The sequence below is a fragment of the Zhengella mangrovi genome (assembly GCF_002727065.1).
GTDB lineage: Bacteria > Pseudomonadota > Alphaproteobacteria > Rhizobiales > Rhizobiaceae > Zhengella > Zhengella mangrovi.
In genome coordinates this window covers 1-21,586 of sequence record NZ_PDVP01000017.1, presented here as the reverse complement: position 1 = coordinate 21,586, position 21,586 = coordinate 1, and the positions used below count along the sequence as shown (strand labels likewise).

The window sequence follows — 21,586 nt, the reverse complement described above, 5'->3', positions numbered from 1 at the left end:
GCGGACGATGATGACATTCGACACTCTGAAAAAGGCGGTGAAAGCCGGCGAGATCGACACGGTTCTTGTGTGTCTCGTCGACATGCAGGGCAGGCTGATGGGCAAGCGCTTCACGGCCGGGCACTTCATCGACAGCGCCCACGAGGAGACCCATTGCTGCAATTACCTGCTGGCGACGGACCTGGAGATGGCGACGCCGGAAGGATATGCCTCGACCAGTTGGCGGCAGGGCTACGGCGACTACATCATGAAGCCGGATCTCTCGACGATCCGTCCGGTGCCGTGGCTTGAAGGCACGGCAATGGTGCTTTGCGACCTCCTCGATCACCACACGCATGCGCCGGTTGCCCATTCGCCGCGCGAGGTGCTGAAGCGCCAGATCGCCCGCTTCGAGGCGATCGGCCTGACCCCGATCATGGCGACGGAACTGGAGTTCTTCCTGTTCGAAAAGTCGTTCGACGAGATCCGCAAGTCCGGGTTCCGCGCGCTGGAGCCGATCAGCGGCTACAACGAGGATTACCACATCCTGCAGACGACCAAGGAAGAGGCGATCATGCGCCCGCTGCGCAATCACCTCGTGGCGATGAGCGTGCCGGTCGAGAACTCCAAGGGCGAGGCGGAGGCCGGGCAGGAGGAACTCAACATCCGCTACGCGCCGGCACTCCTGACCGCCGACCATCACACCATTGCCAAGCATGCGACCAAGGAGATCGCCTGGCAGCAGGGCCGCGCCGTGACCTTCCTGCCGAAGTGGCACCAGGCGCGCGTCGGAAGTTCCGCCCATGTCCACCAGTCGCTGTTCGATGCCGATGGCGCCAATGCCTTTTACGACAAGGATGGCGACTACGGCATGTCGCAGACAATGCGCCACTACATGGCAGGCCTGATCGCCTATGCGCGGGACTACACCTGGTTCCTCGCGCCCTACGTGAACAGCTACAAGCGCTTCATGAAGGGCACCTTCGCGCCGACCAAGACGGCATGGTCGGTCGACAACCGCACGGCCGGTTTCCGGCTTTGCGGCGAGGGAACCAGGGGTGTGCGGGTGGAGTGCCGCATCAGCGGCTCGGACATCAATCCCTACCTCGCCCTGGCGGCGCAACTCGCCGCCGGCATGAAGGGTATCGAGGAGAAGATGGAGCTGGCCCCGCCGACCAGCGGCGACATCTACGACGCGCGCGAGGCGCCCGAGGTGCCCGCGACCCTGCGCGACGCAACCCGGACGCTGAGCGCGTCGGCAATGCTGCGCGAGGCGATGGGCGACGATGTGATTGACCATTACACGCGATGTGCGCAATGGGAGCAGGAGGAATTCGACCGGGTCGTGACCGACTGGGAAATTGCGCGCGGCTTCGAGAGAGCATGAGATGACACAAACAGCGAAATGCATTTCTCCGGTCGACGGATCGGTCTATGCCGAGCGCCCGCTGCTGGACGCGGCGGCTGCCGGGGCCCTGGTGGCACGGGCGCGGGCTGCGCAGAAGGAATGGGCACGGCGGCCGCTCGACGAGCGCATTGCCCTTGTTGCGGCGGGCATCGAGCGGCTCAACGCGATGGTCGATGAGGTGGTGCCGGAACTGGCCTGGATGATGGGCCGGCCGGTGCGCTACGGCGGCGAGTTCGGCGGCGTCAACGAGCGCGCCGGCTACATGGCCTCGATCGCCGGCAAGGCGCTGGCGCCGCTGATCAGCGAGGAGTCCGCCAGCTTCGAGCGCCGCATCGAGCGCGAACCGCATGGCGTGGTCCTGGTGATCGCACCGTGGAACTATCCCTATCTCACGGCGATCAACACGATCTTGCCGGCGCTGATCGCGGGCAACGCGGTGATCATCAAGCATGCCACGCAGACGCTCCTGGTCGGTGAACGGATCGTCCGCGCCTTCGACGAGGCCGGCATGCCGAAGGACGTCTTCGCCAACGTCTTTCTCGACCACGCGACGACCGAGGCCCTGATCGCGGCCCGGTCGTTCGACTTCGTCAATTTCACCGGGTCGACGGGGAGCGGCGCGGCCATCGAACGGGCTGCGGCAGGGACCTTCACGCCGCTCGGTCTTGAACTTGGCGGCAAGGATCCCGGCTACGTGATGGACGATGCCGATATCGACTGGGCGGTCGATGTTCTGATGGACGGCGCCATGTTCAACGCCGGCCAGTGCTGCTGCGGCATCGAACGCATCTACGTGCATGAATCGCGCTTCGACGCCTTCGTCGGCAAGGCGGTCGACTGGGTCAACAAGCTGAAACTGGGGAACCCGTTCGACGCTGAAACGACGCTCGGCCCCATGGCCTCGACCCGCTTCGCCGCGGAAGTGCGGGCGCAGACGGCCGAAGCGGTCCGGGACGGGGCGCAGGCGCTCATCGACCCGGCGCGCTTTCCGGAAGACGATGGCGGGGCCTACCTGATGCCGCAGGTGCTGACCGGGGTGAACCACCAGATGCGGGTGATGCGCGACGAGAGTTTCGGCCCGGTGGTCGGCATCATGCCGGTCAAGGACGATGCCGAGGCGCTGGCGCTGATGAACGACAGTGCCTTCGGTCTGACGGCCTCCCTCTGGACGCAGGACACCGAGCGGGCGGCACGGATCGGACGCGACATCGAGACCGGCACGGTGTTCATGAACCGTGCCGACTACCTGGATCCGGCGCTGTGCTGGAACGGCTGCAAGAACACCGGGCGCGGCGGGGCGCTGTCGGAAATCGGCTATCACAACCTGACCCGTCCCAAGTCCTACCACCTGAGGAAAGCAAAGGCATGACCCCTGTTGCCAACTGGTCCTATCCGACCGCCATCAAATTCGGCGCCGGCCGCATCCGGGAACTGGCCGACGCCTGCAAGGCCGCCGGCATGAGCAAGCCGCTCCTGGTGACCGACCGCGGGCTGGCCGGCATGGAGATCACGCAGACGGCGTTGTCCGTTCTCGAGGAGGGCGGATTGGGCCGTGCGCTGTTCGCCGATGTCGATCCCAACCCGAACGAGATCAATCTCGAGGCCGGCGTCAAGGCTTTCAGGGATGGCGGCCATGATGGCGTGGTCGCCTTCGGCGGCGGTTCCGGCCTCGATCTTGGCAAGGCGGTTGCCTTCATGGCCGGGCAGACGCGGCCGGTCTGGGACTTCGAGGATATCGGCGACTGGTGGACCCGCGCCTCGACGGAGGGCATCGCGCCGATCGTGGCCGTGCCAACGACGGCCGGCACCGGTTCGGAAGTGGGACGCGCGAGCGTCATCACCAATTCCAAGACGCATGTGAAGAAGATCATCTTCCACCCGAAATTCCTGCCGACCATCACGATCTGCGACCCCGAACTGACGGTGGGCATGCCCAGGACCATCACCGCAGGGACGGGCATGGATGCCTTCGCGCATTGCCTGGAAGCGTTCTCGTCGCCCTTCTACCATCCGATGAGCCAGGGCATCGCGCTGGAGGGCATGCGCCTCGTCAAGGAATACCTGCCGCGCGCCTACGCGGACGGCACCGACATCGAGGCCCGGGCACACATGATGAGCGCGGCCGCCATGGGCGCCGTCGCCTTCCAGAAGGGTCTCGGCGCCATTCACGCGATCTCGCATCCGATCGGCGCGGTCTACAACACGCATCACGGCACGACCAATGCCGTGGTCATGCCGATGGTGCTGGACATGAACCGTCGCGTCATCAAGGACCGGATCGCGCAGGCCGCGGCCTACCTGGGCATCAAGCGGGGCTTCAACGGGTTCCGCGACCACGTGATGGCGATGCGGGAGGAATTCGGCATTCCCGCCAACCTGACGGCGCTCGGGGTCGGCACCGACCGCATCGACGAGATGGTCAAGATGGCGCTCAAGGACCCCAGTGCCGGTGGCAACCCGGTCAAGATGACCAAGGCGAACACGACGAAGCTTTTCCACGCCTGCATGGGCTGAAGCGGAACAGGCCGGGGACCGGAATGGAAACAGGGCCGGGCGACCGGCCTGTTCCGTTTGCGCGGATGATTGCATCGTGTTTCCGGTTGCGCCGCGCCGGATTCGCTGCTTCCTAGGGAGCCGAAGCGCCAGTTCCAATCGACGGTGGGAATGCATGTACACTCTTCTTGACGGATTGCGGGTTGTCGAGGCGGCCTCCTTCATCGCCGCGCCCAGTTGTTCGCTGCATCTCCAGCAGTTCGGGGCCGAGGTGATCCGCTGCGACCCCATCGGTGGCGGACCGGACTATCGCCGCTGGCCGAAGGCGCAAAACGACCGCAGTTTCTACTGGGAGGGCCTGAACAAGGGCAAGAAGTCGATTGCCGTCAATCTCGGCACGCCGGCGGGGCGCGAATTGCTGCGCCAGATCGTTACCGCACCGGGAGAGAACGGCGGGCTCTTCGTCACCAATTTCCCGCATGACGGTTTCCTTGCCCATGAGGGGCTGGCGGCACTTCGGCCGGACCTGATCACTGCGCGCGTGATGGGCTGGGCCAATGGCACGACCGCGCTCGATTACACGGTCAACAGCGCCATCGGCGTTCCGCTGATGACCGGCCCTGCAAATCTCGGCGACGAACCGGTCAACCATGTCCTGCCGGCCTGGGACATCGCCGCCGGGCTCTACGCCGCCTTCGCACTGCTCGCCGCGGAACGCCGGCGGCGGATGACCGGGCAGGGGACGGAGATCCGCCTGCCGCTCGGCGATGTCGCCATGGCCTTCATAGGGCATCTCGGCCAGATCGGCGAAGTCACGGCGAGCGGGCAGGACCGTCCGCGCCTCGGCAACGACCTCTACGGCAGTTTCGGGCGGGATTTCGCGACCGCGGACGGCAAGCGGATCATCGTCATCGCGCTGACGCGGCCGCAATGGGCGGATCTCGTCAGGACGCTTTGCCTCGGGGAGGCGGTCGCGTCCCTGGAAACCGGCCTCGGTGTCGACTTCAGCCGCGACGAAGGCGTGCGCTTCACGCATCGCGCGCGGCTCAACCCGCTGGTCGCGGCGGCCATCGGCGCCATGACGTTCAGCCAGGTCGAGACCCTGTTTGCCGGTACGCGGGTCTGCTGGGGGCCGTACAACACGCTGCACGAGGCGATCGGCCATCCCGGCCTGATCTCCGAGGCCAACCCGCTCTTCCACCCGGTTTCGCACCTGACAGGCGAGACCTACCTGACGCCCGGTGCCGCCGCGACGGTCGGCAGTGACGAGCGCGGCATGCCGGGGAGGGCGCCCGACCTCGGCGAACATACCGACGAGATCCTGGCCACCCTGCTTGGCCTGCCGGACCACGCGATTGGCCGGCTCCATGACGAGGGAACCGTGGCCGGACCGGACGGATCGATCTCGTGAAATCCCCTGATTTGCCGGCGTTCCAGCGTATCTGATCCGGAGCTTTGGAGGTCCCTGACTGCCTGCCCGGTAAGCCCGTCACGATTCGATTGACAGTATTTGAGACTGGTGATTTTCTCGATCGCGGGCTTGCAAAACAAGACAGCAATCGTGCAGGGGTTTTGCCCCCGGGGCGTTGGTTTTCCTGACCTTCCAGCCCCGGGTAAGAGCCGTTCAGGGAAGGCAGACAGATGTCTCAGGTTCGGAATTTTGCCGTCGCAATAAGCCTCGCTTCGGCGGTCTTCAGCACGCAAGCGATTGCGGAAAATCTCAAGTTCGACATCGAGAACAGCTCGGACTACACCATCTCATCTTTCCAGGCCAACGAGGGTGACGGCTGGAGCGACAACTGGCTCGGCGGCAACGAGGTGGGTCCCGGGGAGGCCATGACCCTGGAATTCGTCAAGGATGGACCCTGCGACATCGAGGTTCGTGTCGGCTGGCGCACGACCGATGGAGGGCAGGAGATGGGCGAACCCTGGCAGATCAACATCTGCGACGCCCACACGGTCTATTTCGACGGAGAGCAGGTCACCTACGACTGACGTTCGCGAGAGCCGGTTGCGGAAGGCGTGGCCGGTTTCCGTATCGCCTCGTCATGGCCGGGCCGCGCGGCGGGCCGGCCTTCGCTTCCTTCTGCCGGCGCTCTGCGAACGGGACGACGGTGGAGTTTTCCCATGCCGGCCTTGCTGGCGGGGTCGTGACAAGCCGCCTGCGGCGAGCATGCGAAATGTCCTTTGCCGGCCGGTGAACGCGCGCCTGGCAGAGCGTCCCGTGAATCGACAATGTTGTCTCGAATAGACGTTCCGTCGGCTTTCGATCCGGACTGTTGGGGGGGGGGTCGAACAAGTCGAAACCTGCATGACCGATGTCAATGCGGCTGTGCATGTCCCGGCTTATGAGAATAATGATGTATTCTGCGGCTTGCCCGCATGATTTGACGGTCAGGGATATGAGGTTATTCGCACTTGCGCTTTTCGTTCTGCTGTCGCCAGTTGGCGTGTTCGCCGATAACACCCCGCCGGACATGCCGTTGCCAATGGCGGTGATCCAGGGGGACGTGGCGGCCGTCGGACGCCATATTGCAGCCGGGACGGATTTGGACAAGCGCGATGATTTCGGATCGACACCGCTGACCATTGCGGCGGTATTCGGACGGCCCAAAGTGGCCGCAGCCCTGCTCGCGGCGGGCGCAGACCCGGCCCTGACCGATGCCCAGGGGTCCACGCCATTGCATATTGCCGCGCTGCTCGGGAGGACCGAAGTGGTGCGAAACCTGCTCGACGCCGGGGCCGACCGCTATGCGCGCAGTGCCAGCGGGGCGACGGCCTATGATTATGCTGCCGCGCCGCTCCCTGAAGAAAGTCTGATTTTCGAAACGCTTCGCGGCCGGCTCGGATTCATCGGATTTCGGCTCGACGATGCCGAGGTTGCTGCCGCCAGGCCGGTGATAGTGCAGATGCTGCGGCCTTCGTCGGCAGACCTGGAGAACGTGGCCTTCGCACCTGTCGAACGCGAGGATTTCGTCGTCTCGACTCCCGAAGCCGAGGGCCTGGATCCGATGCTGGTCGCGGAATTTTATCGCGATGCGGAGGCGCTGCCGCGGCTTTACAGCGTCCTGGTCGTCAAGAACGGGAAACTGGTTGCCGAGAGGTATTTCAATGAAGGCGGTATCGATACGCCTTCCCTGATGCAATCGGTTGTGAAATCCTATTTTTCCGCCCTTGTGGGTGTCGCCCACCAGCGCGGTTGCCTGCCCGATCCCGATCAGCCGGTCATCAAGTTCTTTCCCGAGCTCGCCGACCGGATCACCGATCCAAGGAAGCTGACGATCACCGTCCGTCACCTGTTGCAGATGCGCAGCGGGCTACCGTGGGAAGAGACCGATCCCGCCCTGTGGGAGACGCTCATCGATGAAGACAACCTGAAGCTTCTCGCGGAGTACGCGCTGGTGAACGACCCGGGCCGTGCGTTCAACTACTCCAACCTGTCAACGCGCCTGCTCGGCGTGATCGTGGGGCGGGCCTGCGATGCCGATCTGCGGAGCCTTGCCGAGGACGCGATCATCGGGCCCATCGGCGGACGGCTCGGCGATTGGGCCCGAGACCCGGCCGGCCTCTACCATCCGGTGCTGGAGGCCACGGCGCGAACGAATGCGAAATTCGGCCTGCTCTATCTGGAAGGCGGGATTGCGAATGGCAGGCAGGTCCTTACGAAAGACTGGGTCGAGGCATCGCTCGCAAACTATTCGGACGATGCCTGGGTTACGGCGGACCGTCTCACCCACGCCGGTCGCTACTTTCGCGATCTAGGATATGGCTACCAGTGGTGGCAGGCGGACGCGGGCAAGCGGCGGGTGAATTTCGCCTGGGGTCACGGCGGCCAGTTGGTCGTGCTGGTCGACGACCTGGACATGGTGCTCGTGCTCACGGCCTACCCGGCCTGGCTGGAACATGGAGGCGAGAACTGGTTTCATGAGCGGTCGCATCTGAACCTTGCCGGCAAGTTCATCTCGCTCCTGCCGTAAGAAGGCCTTCTTCCTTCCTGGCTGTGCGGCGCGATCGGACACGACCGGTATCCGTCAAGCCGGAATCACGGCTGCGCAAGCTGCTGGGTTGTTACCGCGACACTTGTCGCGCCGCGCAGCGCTCCGCTGGTGATTTCCCGGAACTCGAGACGGATGCGGTTGCGGGCGTAATCGGCGGGAATGGTCTGGCCATTGGCCGAGATGTGAACTGCGAATGTCCGTGTCTGGTCTGTCGAGAAGGGCGCGGTAAGCGACGATTGCAGGCCAGCGATGCAGGCGCCTGCGGAATTGGTCTCGCAAATTCCGAGAACAGCCGGCCCCGGGACCGTCAGCCTCGGTTCGATGACCAGGGTTTCTCCGGTGCCGATATTGATCCCGGCCGAGGCGAAGAAGCTGTTGCCTTCCGTGCCGTTCGTGGAGATCACACCGGGCGCAACCGGTGTCGAGGCGATGGCAATGATATCGGCGGTCGGCGTATCGGAAATGCCGATCGAGGCCGTGTTGACGCCGCGGGTGACCGGGGCGCTGGCCGCGCTGTTGTCGCACAGGAAACCAAAACGCAGTTCACGCGCGGACATCTGTTCGCTTGCCGTGAAGCCGATGAGAAATGTCCGGATGCCGCCAGCCGGAATGTCGACCGGGGTGTTCGGGGTTCCGGTGAGCTGGTTGGTTGCCGGATCCGTCGACTGATAAAAGAAGCTTCCGGCCACCGGGGCGCCGAACGCCGGGTGGCAACCGGTCGCATCCGTCCCGCTGGTGTTCATCATGTTGGCGAACAGCGTTGCCGACTGACCCGTTTGCACGGACCGGCTGCCTGGGCTGACGGAGGACAGGAGCGTCACCCCGCAGCCGGGCGTGGTGGTCTGAAGGCGCGCACGTCCGGCGCTTGTCTCGAACGGGTTGAGATAAAAGAGGTCCGTTCCGCCGTCGCCGTCATTGTCATACACCTGAACGTGTTGCGAGGTCCCGACCATCTCGGTGCGTTGCGAATAGGTCATGGTACCGGCGTTCTGCAGATAGAGGGGTGAGCCGAGCAGCCGCGCGGTGATGTCGGGTGTGCAATCGCCGGCGTTGAGCAGGACGGGATGCATCTCGTAAACCCAAGCGGTATTGCCATAGGGGTCATGGTCGACATAGGGGGACGCGGCATAGTCGTGCTCGACGAAACTGCCGTCCGCGCGGCCGAGAAACACCTGGATTCCCGCGTTCTGGTAGCCGGCGCTCGTCACCGAAAACAGAAGATCGGGATTGCCGTCGCGGTTAAGGTCGCCCGATGTCAGGTACGGGCTGGCGGAATAGCCTGCCGGCAGGGTTCCCAGCACGGTTTCGTTGAAGGTGCCGTCGCCGTTTCCGTACCAGATGCGGTGGGCATAATCGGGGCCGGCGTGAAAGCCGAGCACGAGGTCATTGTTGCCATCGAAATTCAGGTCGCTGATCAGGCTCGAGGTATAGCGCCGGTTCAGGGTGCGGACTTCCTGCGGGATCATGCTGTCGTCCCGCGTGAACCGGCCAGTGCCGTCGTTGATCAGGAAATACGGGCCGATGGTGTTCGCACCGAAGATGTTTCCGACAAAGATGTCGGCGAAGCCGTCACCATTGATGTCGCCGCTGGCGGCGGAATGGGTGGTGTCGTCCAGTTGCGGCAGATGGGTTGCGCTGACATCGTCGAAGCGGCCGTCCGGCCGGGAGAGGTACAACTGGTTCTGGTCGCCGGGCGCGTTGCCGGCATCGTAGCCGTAGACCGTCAGCCAGACATCATCCATGCCATCGCCATTGAAGTCGTCAACGATCCAGCCATTGGCAGACACCAGTTGCGGGATCGCGCCGGCGAACACGCCCGCTGTTCCGTCCACCCAGCCGGCCGGCGTGTTGAGGTAGACGATCACCGGCAACGGCTGGTCCAGAAGCGGATTGTAGAACTGCGTGAGGAGCATGTCCTCACGGCCGTCATGGTTGAAATCGAAGGGAAGAAGAACGCCGATATCGACGCCTGCCGGAGACGAGCCGATGCCGGGAAGGGCAGTAAAGCCCGAATAGTTCTCTTGCGGCCCATAGACGACGGGCTGAGCATGCGCGGCTATTGAGGCAACGAGCACAAGAAAAAGGCTCCAGGCCTTGAGCGGAAAATTACCGTATCCCGGACCAAGTGTTCGCATTTGTCCTGCTCCCCCTGGCAAGCGAGGTGCGTCAATTGCCGGGTAAATTAGACGGGTCGCATCCGGAAATGTCAAACTTCAAGGAATGCGCGCCGCGCAATCACGGCTGCTGTTGCTGCCGGAACAGACGCCGCTTGGAAGCGGGCCGATCATGTCACGGCGACCGGAGCCCTGGCCGCCACGCGTCACTTGTTTGCCAGGTCCTTTTCCATTTCGGTCAGCCTGTCTGCCATTTTCACCACGCCGAGCGAGGAGAGGATGCGACTCCCCAAGGCCGGGAAAAGCGCATTGATGGCCAGGAGCGGGCGCACGGGAAGGGGGGACAGGATGACCTCCTCGGGATTGCGTGCGATCGCGTCGACGACCGCCTTCGCAACCCTTTCCGCCGGGACCGTGCCGACGGCAGGCGGTGCGTCGATACCGAACTTGGCAAAGACACCTTTTCCCGAGACGTAGGTCGGGCAGATGACCGATACACCAATGCCCAAGTCTTTCAGTTCACCCCTCAGCGCACTGCTCCATTCCATGATGCCGGCCTTGGTTCCAGAATAGACGCCGAGGTAGGGATTGCCTTTCTTGCCGGATAGCGAACCAATGTTCACGATCTGCCCGCTTCCCTGTTTCACCATGTGATCCAGCACCTTGCGCGTCAGCAGCATGGGTGCCTTGAGGTTGGTGTCGACCATGGCCTCGATCTGCGCCTCATCCTGTTCATGGAATTTCGCCCAGACCCCGAGAGCCGCATTGTTGATCAGGATGTCGATGCGGCCGAAACGCCGCATGGCTTCGCCGACGAGTTTCTCCCGCCCATCCCGGGTCGCCACGTCGACCTGCAGCGGAAAAACGTCCGGACCTTTACTGCCGAGTTCCCCGGCCAGTTCCGACAATGCTGCGAAATCACGCGCAGCGATGGCGACATTGACGCCTTCGCGCACGAGTTCACGGGCGACAAGTCTTCCGATTCCCCGCGAGGCGCCGGTCAGAACGGCGTATTTCCCCTTGATGCCAGTCATCTTGATCTTCACCCTTTCCCGAGAAATTCCGAGGCGCAGTCCTTCTGAGTTCTTGTTTCAGTTTATGCGGGATGCGGGTCTTCAGGAGATGATCTTCATCAATCCCGCCGGAAAACCTCGGGATCAAGTGGGGAACGAACGAAGTCAAGGGGCGAGGGGCCGTGCCGCCGGATGGATGAAGCGGTCATCGACCAGCTTCGCATCGTGTTTCGCCGGCTGGAGATCGTCGCCGGCACATGGCGGGCCATACGGCGGGAAGAAACAGGAATGAGCGAGACTGATGTCCGCGATGCCCTGATCAAACTTGATCCGTTGTGGGACGAACTCTTCCCTGCCGAGCAGGGGCGCATCGTCCACCTGCTGGTCGAACGTGTCACCATCATCGTCGGTCAACTCGATATTCACCTTCGGGCCGATGGGCTTCCTAGCCTAGCGCGCGAACTCGCGATCACGGGCAGGGCGGCACCGTGAACAATGGTCAGCATATTGCGGTCCGGGTTCTCTTTGCCACGACCCGTCACTGCAGCGCCAAGCGGATTATCGGTCCTGATGGTGCATCCGCTCACAGCCGCCGCCGCATCGACAGCACGCTTGCTAAAGCGCTCGCGCGGGTCCATCGTTGGAACCGCATGCTGGAATCCGGCGAGGTCACAACGATCAAGGACATCGCCCGTGCAGAGAAGATCAGCCCATCCTATATCAACCGCGTGCTTCGCCTGACCCTGCTGGCCCCGGACATCGTCGAGGCTATTCTTGACGGAAGGCAGGGGCCTGAGGTGACGGTAGAAAATCTGATAGAGCCATTCCCGGTGGAGTGGGCGGAGCAGTCACTTTGAGGGGCCACTGCGTCTTTCAAAGAAGGACTTTGTAGACGTCCGCTTTGCGCCGCTCAATCCGCCGGCCGCGATCAGACTTCAGCTACCTGAAAGTGGACAATATCGGCAGCGAAGCGACAGGATTTGAAAGGCATCGCATATGAAAGTCGATGGCACAAACTGTTGGCTGATCGAGCAGCCTGCAAATCGGAGTTGACACGTTATCGATTCATCGACGCTGAAGCGTTGTCAGATTTCAAGGCTTCCTTGTGCTCAAGAATATGCTTCGCTGCGATGTAGCCGAACGTCAGTGCCGGTCCGAGCGTGATCCCCGGACCGGGATAGGAACCGGCCATGATCGAGTTCATGTCGTTGCCGCAGGCAAAGAGACCGGGAACCGGCTCGCCCCCGCCATCCAGAACGCGGGCGGATGCATCCGTCACGAGACCGATGGACGTGCCGATATCGCCCGGCCAGACCTGCACCGCGTAGAAAGGTCCCTGGTCGATCGGCCGCAGGCACGGGTTCGGCTTGTTCTCGGGATCACCGAGATAACGGTTGTAGGCGCTGCCGCCCTTGTGGAAATCGCTGTCCTCGCCGGCTGCCGCAAGGCTGTTGTACCGGTCGACCGTGCGCACGAGCGCATCCTTCGGCAGGCCGAGCCTGCCTTCCAGTTCGGCGATGGTTTCGCCGCGCGCCAGGTAGCCGCTCTCCAGGAATGGCGCGATCCGCCCCGGGAACGGGCGCACCGCGCCCAGGCCGTAGCGACGGATGAAGCGGTGGTCGCAGACCAGGTGGAAGCGGGTTTCGCCACCGGCCCGCATGACGTCGATCATCCCGGATACGAAGTCGTGATAGGAGGCGCTTTCGTTGACGAAGCGGCTTCCCTCCGCCGTCACGGCGATCAGGCCGGGCTTGGCGCGGTCGAGGAACAGGTGCGGAAACGAAACGGTCGTCCCGTCGGCCCGCTTCAACCGCGACACCGGCGTCCAGAAGGCCGGGTGAAGGTTGTCCCTGCCGGTCGTTCCACCGGCCTCGCTGCCCAGCATGATCGCGTCGCCCGTATTCCCTGCAGGCGACATGGAATAATGCGCGCTCGACTGCGCATGCTCGACATGGGCCTTGCGCATCCCGTCGTTCGAGGGGAAGCCGCCTGCCGCCAGGATCACGCCGTGCCGCGTCTCGATGCGCGCATCGCCCGAGCGCACCGCGGCCACGCGCCCTTCCGCGTCCTTTTCGATCCCCGTCAGCGGCGAGTCCAGGAGTAATGGAATACCCAGGTCGAAGACGGTCTTGCCCAGCCGCGCGGCCAGCGCATTGCCGAGCACGAGGCGGGTGCCCCGCTTGTGCGTCATCCTGTCGAGCAAGTGGCGGGCCACGACCCTGGTGGCGTAGAGAAAGGACTTCGGATCCCGCAGCATCTTCGGCAGGTGGCCAAGGTCGGTGCGACCCACCATCATGCCCCCCAGGATGGTGAATTCGTCGATCGGCGGGCGCAGCTTGTCGAAGTTCGCACCGAGTTCCCGGCCATCGTAGTCGAGCGGGTCCATGACGCGGCCGCCGAGCGTTCCACCGGGCAGGTCGGGATGGTAGTCGGGCCCGGTGGCGCGCGCGGCGAAGCGGACGGCCGTGTTGGCTTCCAGGAAGCGCACCATGTCCGGGCCGTTGTCGAGGAAGGCCTCCACCACGGGACGGTTCAGACGATTGCCGATTTCCGCTTCCAGGTAAGCCATCGCGGCTTCGCGCGTGTCGTGATGACCGACGTCCTCGCTGTGCGGATTGCCGGGAATCCAGACGGCACCGCCGGAGACGGCCGTCGAGCCGCCGAAATGGCTGGTTTTCTCCAGGATGACCGGCTCGAGCCCGCCAAGCTTCAGGGTGATTGCAGCGCAAAGCCCGGCGGCACCCGAGCCGACGATCACGACATCGGCGCTGTCAGGCAGGGACGATGGAGAGGTCATGGTCTTGTCTCACTGGCGCGGCAGGCGGGCGTTCATCCAGCCGCCGTCGATCTTCAGGATTTCCCCGGTAATGAACGACGCACGGCCCGAACACAGGAAGGCAATGGCTTCGGCCACGTCGGCCGGCGTCCCGGCGCGGCCGATCGGCGCCTCGTCGATCATGTGCTTCTGCGCCCGCGCGCCCGAACGGATGCGCGCATCGGTCAACGGGGTGTGGATCAGACCGGGCGCGACCGCGTTGACGCGGATGCCGTCGCGGCCGAACTCGGTCGCCAGTTGCACGGTCAGGGCCGCGACTGCGCCTTTCGTCAGCGAATAGATCGACACGCCGCTGACGCCGGTCAGGCCGAACACGGACGAGACGTTGACGATGGCGGCGTCGCCGCCCTGCATCATCGGGATCAGCGTGCGGCAGAGCCGGAACACCGAAGCGACGTTAACGGAAAGGAACCGCTCGATGTCGCTGTCCTGCGTCTCCAGGATCGGCGGCGCAGCAGCAATGCCGGCATTGTTGACGAGATAGCGCGGTGCACCATGCGGCCGCAGCAGTGCGGCCAGTTGCCCCGGCATTGCCGGATCGCCGACATCGGCTGCAAGCGTCGCGGCGATCGCGCCGGCGAAGTCGCTGCCGGAAAGGGCCGACAGCGCCTCCGCGTCACGGTCGACGAGCACGAGCCTGGCGCCGCGGGAGGCGAACAGTCGGGCCGTTTCCTTGCCGATGCCCGAGCCGGCGCCGGTGATGACGGCAAGCCCCTCAAGGCGGTCAGACATTGCCGCCTCCGACCGAGCGGCCGCCATCGACGACGATGACCTGGCCGGTGATGTAATCGGTGCGCGGTGACGCAAGGAAGGACACCATGTTGGCGATGTCCTCCGGCTGGCCGATGCGGCCAAGCGGCTGGTAGCGGGCCATGCGGTCGCGTTCGGCCTGGTCCCAGGCCTGCAGCAGGGGCGTGTCGATGATGCCGGGCGCCACGGCGTTGACGAGAATGTTGCTTGACGCCACTTCCAGAGCCATGGAGCGCGTGAGGCTGACCACGGCGCCCTTGGAGGCGGCATAATGCGCGCAACTGACCGCGCCGAGAAACGCCCGTGATGCGATGTTGACGATCCGCCCGCCGCCTTGCGAGGCCATCCTGGCGACGGCCAGGCGCGACAGTTCGAACAGCGCGACCGTGTTGATCTCGTACATGCGGCGGAAATCGTCTCCGGTCAGCTTCTCGACCGGATTGGTATCGAAGATGCCCGCATTGTTGACCAGCGCATCCAGGCGCGGCAACTCCGCCACGAGCACTTCAAGGGCCGCGACATCCGTCATGTCGACGGTTCGGGTCGATGTCTCGCCGGCGACCGTTTGCGCGGCAGCGGCCAGCCGCTCCTCGTTGATATCGGTCATCACGACGGCAAAGCCGTCCTCGGCGAGGCGGCGGGAGATGGCGAGGCCAATGCCGCCGGCTGCGCCGGTCACCAGCGCCACGGGGCGGTTGTCATCGAGTGCAGGCATTTTGGATATCCGGAAATCAGGGACGGGAACGCCGGGCGGCGGTGGGGCCGCCCGGCGGATCGCTTCAATCAGTTGACGCCGTAGGTGCCGGCGTCCAGCTTGTCGAAGACTTCCTTCTTCAGCAGGCCGGCCAGCGCCTCGGCATCGGTGTTGTCGACGCCTTCCAGCAGCTTCTTCCACTTGGCTTCCAGCTCGACATAGCCCTGGATGATGTCGGTCGGATCCTCGACCTTGCGGCTTTCCATCTCCACCTTCGGCAGCGTGGCGACATAGCTGTCCTTGAACTCGGCCAGCTTACCCTTCAGGGAGGCATCGGGCTCGACGATCTTGACGCCCTGCGCCTCGCCGCCCTTCAGGTTTTCCGCGACCTGCGCGTTGTAGTCGATCTGCATGTGCGCCTGGGCCAGGGCCATCTGGTCGAACAGCAGCCGGCGGTCGTCAGCCGAGATCGATTTCCAGAAATCCGGGTTGTAGACCCAGGACGCGCCGGAGAAATGCGTGCCCATCGGCAGCATGGTGATGTACTTGGCGACCTCGGCGATCTTGAAGCCGGACACCAGCGCGGTCGGATCGGCCATGGCGCAATCGAGCGAACCGCGCTGCAACCCGGTGTAGACCTCGGCGAAGGAGACGGACACGGGAACGGCTTCCAGGAATTCGGCGAAGCGGACATGCGCCGCGCCGGCCGTGCGGACCTTCTTGCCCTTGATGTCGTCGGCCGACTTGACTTCGGAGGTGCAGATGAAATTGTAGACCGGCGTGGAATAGCCGCCGCCAAAGACGACGCCGTTCTTCTTCCACTCGTCCTGGAGTTTCTGGTTGACGAAGTTCAGCTCGGTCCAGGCGAAGGCCGCGGCAATCGGGTTGTCAGCCACGAAGGCCATGTCGGCGCCGGTGTTGTCGAGCGGAAGGTCGGCGGGCAGGTAGGCACCGGTGACCATGCCGGCCACGGCGACGCCGTTGGCCACGCCGCCGAGCGTGTCCTTGGTGGAGAGCAGCGATCCGCCGGTGAAGACCTCGAAGGTCAGGTTGCCGCCGGATGCCTTTTTCACCGACTCGGCGAAATCGGTATAGGCATTCTTGGTGATGATGTGCGTCGGCGCCCAGCCGACGTTGATCTGGTAGGTCTCCGCGTGGGCGGCGAGCGCCGTCCCGGCGAGAAGCGTGGCGGCCGTCAGGCCCTTCAGCATGGTCATTCGCATTTCGTTTCCTCCGTTTTGAATGGCGTGAATGCCTCTGGATCCGGTCCGGCCGCTCATTGCATGAGTTGCGGCAGGAGCAGCGTGATGGACGGGAATTCGACGAGTAGCGCCAGGGTCACGATATCCATCAGGATGAACCAGAAGGCGCCCTTGAACATTTGCGTCAGCGATACCTGGTCGCCGAGCGAACTCTTCATGACGTAGACGTTGAGGCCGACCGGCGGCGTGATCAGGCCGATCTCCAGCAGCTTGATGACGATGATCCCGAACCAGACCATGTCGACGTTCATGCCGGTCAGGATGGGCTGGATGACCGGCAGGGTGAGCAGCATGAGCGAGATGCTCTCGACGAACATGCCGAGCACGATGAACAGGACCGAGATCAGGGCGATGAGCACGTAAATGTTGTCAACATGCGGCAGCAGCGCGCCGGAGAGCGCGTTGGGCAGGGTCGAGAGCCCCATGAAGACCGAGAACATCGATGCGCCTATGGCGATGATGAAGACCGTCGACGTGCCCTCGGCCGTCTCGATGATCGCCCGTGACAGCGCCGGCATGGACAGCGAGCGCCGGAACAGTGCGATCAGGATGGCAAGCCCCGCGCCGATGGCGCCGGCTTCCGTGGGCGAGAAGACCCCGGCAAAGATACCGCCCAGGATGCCGATGATCAGCACCGGCAGCGGCCAGGTGTCCTTCAGCGCCGCGATCCGGTCCTCCCGGGTGTAGGTTTCCCGCACAACCGGGGCCAGCGACGGATCGGCCCAGGAGCGGATGGTGATCATGGCGATGTAGACGGCTGCCGACAGGATGCCGGGCAGCAGGCCGCCGACGAAGAGCGCGCCGATCGATGTGCCGGTGAAGATGCCGTAGAGGATCATCAGCACCGAGGGCGGAATGAGCGAACCGAGCGTGCCCGAGGCCGCGACGGCGCCGGTCGCCAGGGACGCCTTGTAGCCCGAGCGCAGCATTTCAGGCACGGCGATGCGCGAGAAAGCCGCCGCCGTGGCCACGCTCGAACCGGAGGCCGAGGCAAACAGCGCCGAGGCGACGACCGTGGCCGAGGCCAGTCCGCCGGGGATGGCGCCGATGAACATGCGCATGGAGGAAAACAGGCCGCGGGTCAGTCCGACCTGGGAGGCGATGTAGCCCATCAGCAGGAACATCGGTACAGCCGAGAGGCTCCAGTTGGAAATGAAACTGTAGGGGATGGCCGTCAGGATGCCCCAGGCCGCCTTCATCGACGTGATGGAGGCAATGCCGACAAAGGAGACAAGACCCAGCACGACACCGACGGGCACGCGCAGGCCGATCAGCAGCAGGGCGACAACGATGCCGGCCGATCCGATCTCGATACGGTCCATCAGACGGCCTCCGGCGCGCTGTCGCCCGGGGTCGGCGAGGTGACCTCGGCCCAGTCGCGACGGGTCAGGACCTGCAGGAACCGCAGGATCGAGACGGCGACCGCCAGCCAGAAGCCGATCGGCAGGAAGAACCGCCCGGGCCAGATGATGACGTTGATGATGCCTTCGACAAGGTCGCCCTTGGCATAGGCAGCCATCGCGTCGTGCGACGTCTGCCAGGCGAGCACGCCGAAGAAGGCGATCTGGGCGCCATAGGCCAGCAGCATGGAGGCGCGCTGAAGCAGCGGCCGCATCATGTGGTAGAAGAGGTCGACGAAGATCGCCCGGTTGTTCAGTTCCACCAGAGGCAAGGGCAGGAACACGGCAGCGACCATGTAATAATGCGCCACGATCTCGGCCGTGCCGGGGATGGGGGCATTGGCGACATATTTCAGCGCGACGTCGGCGATGACATGCACCATCATCAGGGCGAGGCAGATGCCGGCAACGGCAATCAGGAGATTGGACAGCAGGCGGAGACCGCTTTCGATCGCGCGGTCCATCTCATTGCATCCTGTAGCCGCCGTTGACGTCGATCACCGATCCGGTGATGTAGGACGCCTTGTCGGACAGCAGGAAGGAGACCGCGCCGGCGACATCATCGGTCGTGCCGATGCGCCCGAGCGGGATGTTGGCGGCAGCGGCCGCTTCGTCGCCTTCCTTGAGAGACAGGCGGAGCATCGGCGCATCGATGAGACCGGGCGCGACGGCATTGGCGGTGATGCCCATGGCGGCGCATTCCCTGGCGGCAGCCTTGGTCAGCCCGATGATGCCGGACTTGGATGAAATATAGGCCGACGACGACCGGTATCCGCCCAGTTGCGCGGCCGAAGAGGTGAATGTCACGATGCGGCCGCCGCCGTCTGCGGGCGTCGCGGTCCGGCGGCGCAGGAACTCGCGGATCGTCAGGAAGGCGCCGGTCAGGTTCACGTCGTGCGAGCGCTGCCACTCCTCCAGCGTCGTCTCGACGATGGACGGCCTGACGCCGCCCTCGCGCAGCAGCAGGATGCCCGCATTGCAGATAATGGATCCAATCTGGCCTTCAGCTTCGGCCTCGCCGAACAGCGCCGCAACCGACGCCTCATCGCGGACGTCGCAGGCAACGGCCTTGTGACCGGAGCCCGGAAGAGCGTCGGCCACCGCCGCCGCGCTGGCCGCATCGATGTCGGAAACGACCAGCCGGTATCCTTCCCCGGCCAAGACTTCGGCGATCCGCCGGCCGATTCCCCGGCCGCCGCCCGTTATGAGCACGCGCTTTCCCAAGTGGATCCTCCCAGCATGTGCGACCGGATGTCGCGATGCCTTATTTTGGATACAAAAAGTGGAAATCAGCGCACATGTCAAGCGATCTTTCTGCAGCGGGCCAATAATTGGATACATTTTTGTTGCGCTGTTCACTTTTCCCGTGCCACATAGGACAACGATCTGCAGCCTCGAGGCGGCAGACGGCATGAAAGGAAATCCCTGATGGCCATAACCAGCACCGAAGAAGTGACGGATGTCCTGCGGGAACACATCATGAGCGGGCACATCCGCCCCGGGCAGAAGCTTCAGCAGATCCCGCTGTCCGAGGCACTGGGTGTCTCGCGCACCCCCTTGCGCACCGCCCTTGCCAATCTCGCCAACGAGGGTCTGCTGCAGTATGAATCCAATCGCGGCTACACGGTGCGCGAATTTTCGCTGGAAGATGTCAGCGCGGCCTACGTCGCCCGCTCTGTTCTCGAGGGCCAGGCTGCTGCCATCACGGCGCGCACGGGATTGCCGGCGCAGCGGATCGAGACGCTCGAATCATGGCTGGAAACCGGCGACCGCCTGCTGGCCAAGGCCAGCCTGGATCCTCGCGACATCGATCCCTACCGCGACATGAACGTTCGGTTCCACGATGCCTTGCTGGATGCGGCCGCCAACCGCTGGATATCCGATTTCGTCCGGCAGACGCAGAACATCCCTTTCGCCTCCAATCGCCTGATCATCTGGCTCGATCACGACATCATGGTCCGCAGCCATGACGACCATCACCGGGTGCTTCGCGCCATTGCCGCGCGGGACGCCACGCGTGCCGAAGCGATCATGCGCGAGCACGTGCAGTTCGCCGGGGAGTACCTGTGCGAATGCGTGAAACGCGGCGATCTGCCGGCCGGTATCGGCCACTCGCCGGCCGGGTCGGACACCATCGTGTCGGCCGGAGAAACCAGCGCCCTGACCCGGGTCCGGGCCGAAAAGCAGAAACCGAGGGAACAAGCCTGATGAGACTCTTCTTTTCTCCCGCGTCGCCTTATGTCCGCAAGGTCATGGTGCTGGCGCACGAAACCGGCCTGGCGGACAGGATCACCCATGTCGATTGCGCGGCCAGTCCCGTCGCCCGCGATCCGTCGATCGTCAAGGTCAACCCAACGGGCAAGATTCCGGCGCTGATCCTCGATGACGGAACGGCTCTCTACGACAGCCGCGTCATCTGCCAGTACCTGGATACGCTGCATGGCGGAACGCGCATGTACCCTGCCGAAGGGCCGGCGCGGTTCGATGTGCTCACGCGCGAGGCGCTGGCAGACGGCCTGCTGGATGCCGCCCTTCTCGCCCGTTACGAGACCGTCATGCGCCCTGCGGAAAAGCTGTGGCCGGAATGGCTGCAGGGGCAGATGGACAAGATCGATTCTTCGCTCGACCGGATGGCGGCGACGGTCGCCGGGCGGCAGGACATCGACGCGGGCCAGATCGCCTGCGCCTGCGCCCTCGGCTACCTGGATTTCCGCTTCCCCGACCATGACTGGCGTTCGTCCCGGCCGCGCTTGGCCGAATGGTTCGAGGGTATGGCGCGACGAGAATCAATGGTGGAGACAATGCCGAAAGGCTAATCTTTCATCAAAGGGCCTTTCGATTGAGCGTCACCGATGAGCAACCGACCCGGACCAAAGGTTCGAATGCCGGGACTGCTGGTGAATGTCTGTTGTGGCCATTTCACTCTAGTAACCGGACATACTGTTCACGGCCCCAAATCGGACCGAGAACAAGAAGTGAATCCAGAGGCAATTCACCTTTTGTTTGTTTTCGGGCGCTTCTCCTTGGAACGGATCTGCCAGCGGAGTGAATTCACCGATTCATGATCGAGTTGTAAAATCATAGAATTGCTAGCTATTGACCAGATCGCCGCAGTCATCAGGTCCGGAGACTATAGGCCCTGAGAGACGGCTTCCGCACCACTTGGCACCGGGGCCAGTGCTCAGCCCCTACCGAATAACCCTCGAAAACAACGAGAAAATCCGGCGGCAGCCAGATGGGGAGGACGCTTTTGCGAGGGCAAGTGGCGGATCGGGCGGGCCTATTATTAGGAATCGAAACTTCTGAAATCTATATTTAAAAAAGGCGATGCGGTTCTCTTCCCCAGCGGTGGACTTATGTCGCCCTGTGGAGAGGATCGGTCTTGCTTCCTTACGGCCGCGTTTCCCCATATCGGAACTCGAAAGACTTATGCCCACGCCGACTACCGGACCAGGTGGGCACATGCCGGTTTCAGCGCGTAGCTGCGCATCGCAACGGTCCGTTCCTCGTCCAAGGAACATGAGCTGCCCCCCGAATTTCGGACGCTGACGTAGGCTATGAATTGCTGTCTGCTGATCTTCGACGAGAAGGAGATCAGAGATGTCGAAACGGAAGCAGCATTCGCCGGAATTCAAGGCG

19 protein-coding genes are annotated in these 21,586 nt (G+C 63.7%); 10 read left to right on the top strand and 9 right to left on the bottom strand.

Going from position 1 to position 21,586, the window contains the following annotated elements:
• Window positions 1–7 precede the first annotated feature (7 nt).
• The 6 genes from CSC94_RS20015 to CSC94_RS19990 all read left to right on the top strand — a co-directional run bounded on the left by CSC94_RS20015 (window position 8) and on the right by CSC94_RS19990 (window position 7,857).
• Entirely contained in the window at window positions 8–1,366 is a 1,359-nt protein-coding gene (locus CSC94_RS20015; RefSeq protein ID WP_099308156.1) for a glutamine synthetase family protein, read from the top strand.
• A gap of 1 nt (window position 1,367) precedes the next feature.
• Window positions 1,368–2,756 carry an aldehyde dehydrogenase family protein gene (locus CSC94_RS20010; protein WP_099308155.1) on the top strand — a complete coding sequence of 463 codons (1,389 nt, stop codon included), beginning with the start codon at window positions 1,368–1,370 and terminating at the stop codon, window positions 2,754–2,756.
• Window positions 2,753–3,901, top strand: coding sequence for an iron-containing alcohol dehydrogenase (locus CSC94_RS20005; RefSeq protein WP_099308154.1), 1,149 nt, complete (start codon window positions 2,753–2,755; stop codon window positions 3,899–3,901). The genes CSC94_RS20010 and CSC94_RS20005 overlap by 4 nt, the downstream gene beginning before the upstream one ends.
• 154 nt (window positions 3,902–4,055) lie before the next feature.
• The gene (locus tag CSC94_RS20000) at window positions 4,056–5,291 is read left to right on the top strand and encodes a CoA transferase (protein WP_099308153.1); all 1,236 of its coding nucleotides are present in this window, start codon (window positions 4,056–4,058) and stop codon (window positions 5,289–5,291) included.
• 230 nt (window positions 5,292–5,521) lie between these two features.
• On the top strand, window positions 5,522–5,875 hold the full coding sequence (locus tag CSC94_RS19995) for a hypothetical protein (protein ID WP_099308152.1): 354 nt from the start codon (window positions 5,522–5,524) through the stop codon (window positions 5,873–5,875).
• Between the two features lie 365 nt (window positions 5,876–6,240).
• Window positions 6,241–7,857: a serine hydrolase gene (locus tag CSC94_RS19990; RefSeq protein WP_165784524.1), complete on the top strand. Its 1,617-nt coding sequence runs from the start codon at window positions 6,241–6,243 to the stop codon at window positions 7,855–7,857.
• 65 nt (window positions 7,858–7,922) lie between these two features.
• Here CSC94_RS19990 and CSC94_RS19985 read toward each other — a convergent pair whose 3' ends face one another.
• The gene (locus tag CSC94_RS19985; RefSeq protein WP_099308150.1) at window positions 7,923–10,013 is read right to left on the bottom strand and encodes an FG-GAP repeat domain-containing protein; all 2,091 of its coding nucleotides are present in this window, start codon (window positions 10,011–10,013) and stop codon (window positions 7,923–7,925) included.
• Between the two features lie 185 nt (window positions 10,014–10,198).
• On the bottom strand, window positions 10,199–11,026 hold the full coding sequence (locus CSC94_RS19980; protein WP_133122941.1) for an SDR family NAD(P)-dependent oxidoreductase: 828 nt from the start codon (window positions 11,024–11,026) through the stop codon (window positions 10,199–10,201).
• 171 nt (window positions 11,027–11,197) lie between these two features.
• Here CSC94_RS19980 and CSC94_RS19975 point away from each other — a divergent pair, with 171 nt between their 5' ends.
• Window positions 11,198–11,497, top strand: a complete 300-nt coding sequence (locus tag CSC94_RS19975) for a hypothetical protein (RefSeq protein ID WP_099308148.1) — start codon at window positions 11,198–11,200, stop codon at window positions 11,495–11,497.
• Entirely contained in the window at window positions 11,494–11,862 is a 369-nt protein-coding gene (locus CSC94_RS19970; RefSeq protein WP_245408427.1) for a hypothetical protein, read from the top strand. Before CSC94_RS19975 ends, CSC94_RS19970 begins: the two co-directional genes overlap by 4 nt.
• A gap of 200 nt (window positions 11,863–12,062) precedes the next feature.
• Here CSC94_RS19970 and CSC94_RS19965 read toward each other — a convergent pair whose 3' ends face one another.
• The 7 genes from CSC94_RS19965 to CSC94_RS19935 form a co-directional block, all read right to left on the bottom strand.
• Window positions 12,063–13,802, bottom strand: a complete 1,740-nt coding sequence (locus CSC94_RS19965; protein ID WP_099308147.1) for an FAD-dependent oxidoreductase — start codon at window positions 13,800–13,802, stop codon at window positions 12,063–12,065.
• Between the two features lie 9 nt (window positions 13,803–13,811).
• Window positions 13,812–14,573 (bottom strand): SDR family NAD(P)-dependent oxidoreductase, encoded by a 762-nt coding sequence (locus CSC94_RS19960; protein ID WP_165784523.1) that lies wholly within the window; start codon window positions 14,571–14,573, stop codon window positions 13,812–13,814.
• Window positions 14,566–15,306, bottom strand: a complete 741-nt coding sequence (locus CSC94_RS19955) for an SDR family NAD(P)-dependent oxidoreductase (protein ID WP_099308145.1) — start codon at window positions 15,304–15,306, stop codon at window positions 14,566–14,568. Before CSC94_RS19955 ends, CSC94_RS19960 begins: the two co-directional genes overlap by 8 nt.
• Before the next feature lie 68 nt (window positions 15,307–15,374).
• The gene (locus tag CSC94_RS19950) at window positions 15,375–16,502 is read right to left on the bottom strand and encodes a C4-dicarboxylate TRAP transporter substrate-binding protein (protein ID WP_165784522.1); all 1,128 of its coding nucleotides are present in this window, start codon (window positions 16,500–16,502) and stop codon (window positions 15,375–15,377) included.
• A 59-nt stretch (window positions 16,503–16,561) separates the two neighbouring features.
• Entirely contained in the window at window positions 16,562–17,869 is a 1,308-nt protein-coding gene (locus CSC94_RS19945; protein WP_099308143.1) for a TRAP transporter large permease, read from the bottom strand.
• Entirely contained in the window at window positions 17,869–18,411 is a 543-nt protein-coding gene (locus tag CSC94_RS19940) for a TRAP transporter small permease (protein ID WP_099308142.1), read from the bottom strand. The genes CSC94_RS19945 and CSC94_RS19940 overlap by 1 nt, the downstream gene beginning before the upstream one ends.
• A 1-nt stretch (window position 18,412) precedes the next feature.
• Window positions 18,413–19,159: an SDR family NAD(P)-dependent oxidoreductase gene (locus tag CSC94_RS19935; RefSeq protein WP_245408426.1), complete on the bottom strand. Its 747-nt coding sequence runs from the start codon at window positions 19,157–19,159 to the stop codon at window positions 18,413–18,415.
• A 216-nt stretch (window positions 19,160–19,375) separates the two neighbouring features.
• Here CSC94_RS19935 and CSC94_RS19930 point away from each other — a divergent pair, with 216 nt between their 5' ends.
• Complete coding sequence (locus CSC94_RS19930) at window positions 19,376–20,155, top strand: GntR family transcriptional regulator (protein WP_099308140.1); 780 nt, start codon at window positions 19,376–19,378, stop codon at window positions 20,153–20,155.
• A complete protein-coding gene (locus CSC94_RS19925; protein WP_099308139.1) occupies window positions 20,155–20,763 on the top strand; it encodes a glutathione S-transferase in 609 nt (202 codons plus the stop codon). Before CSC94_RS19930 ends, CSC94_RS19925 begins: the two co-directional genes overlap by 1 nt.
• Window positions 20,764–21,586 lie beyond the last annotated feature (823 nt).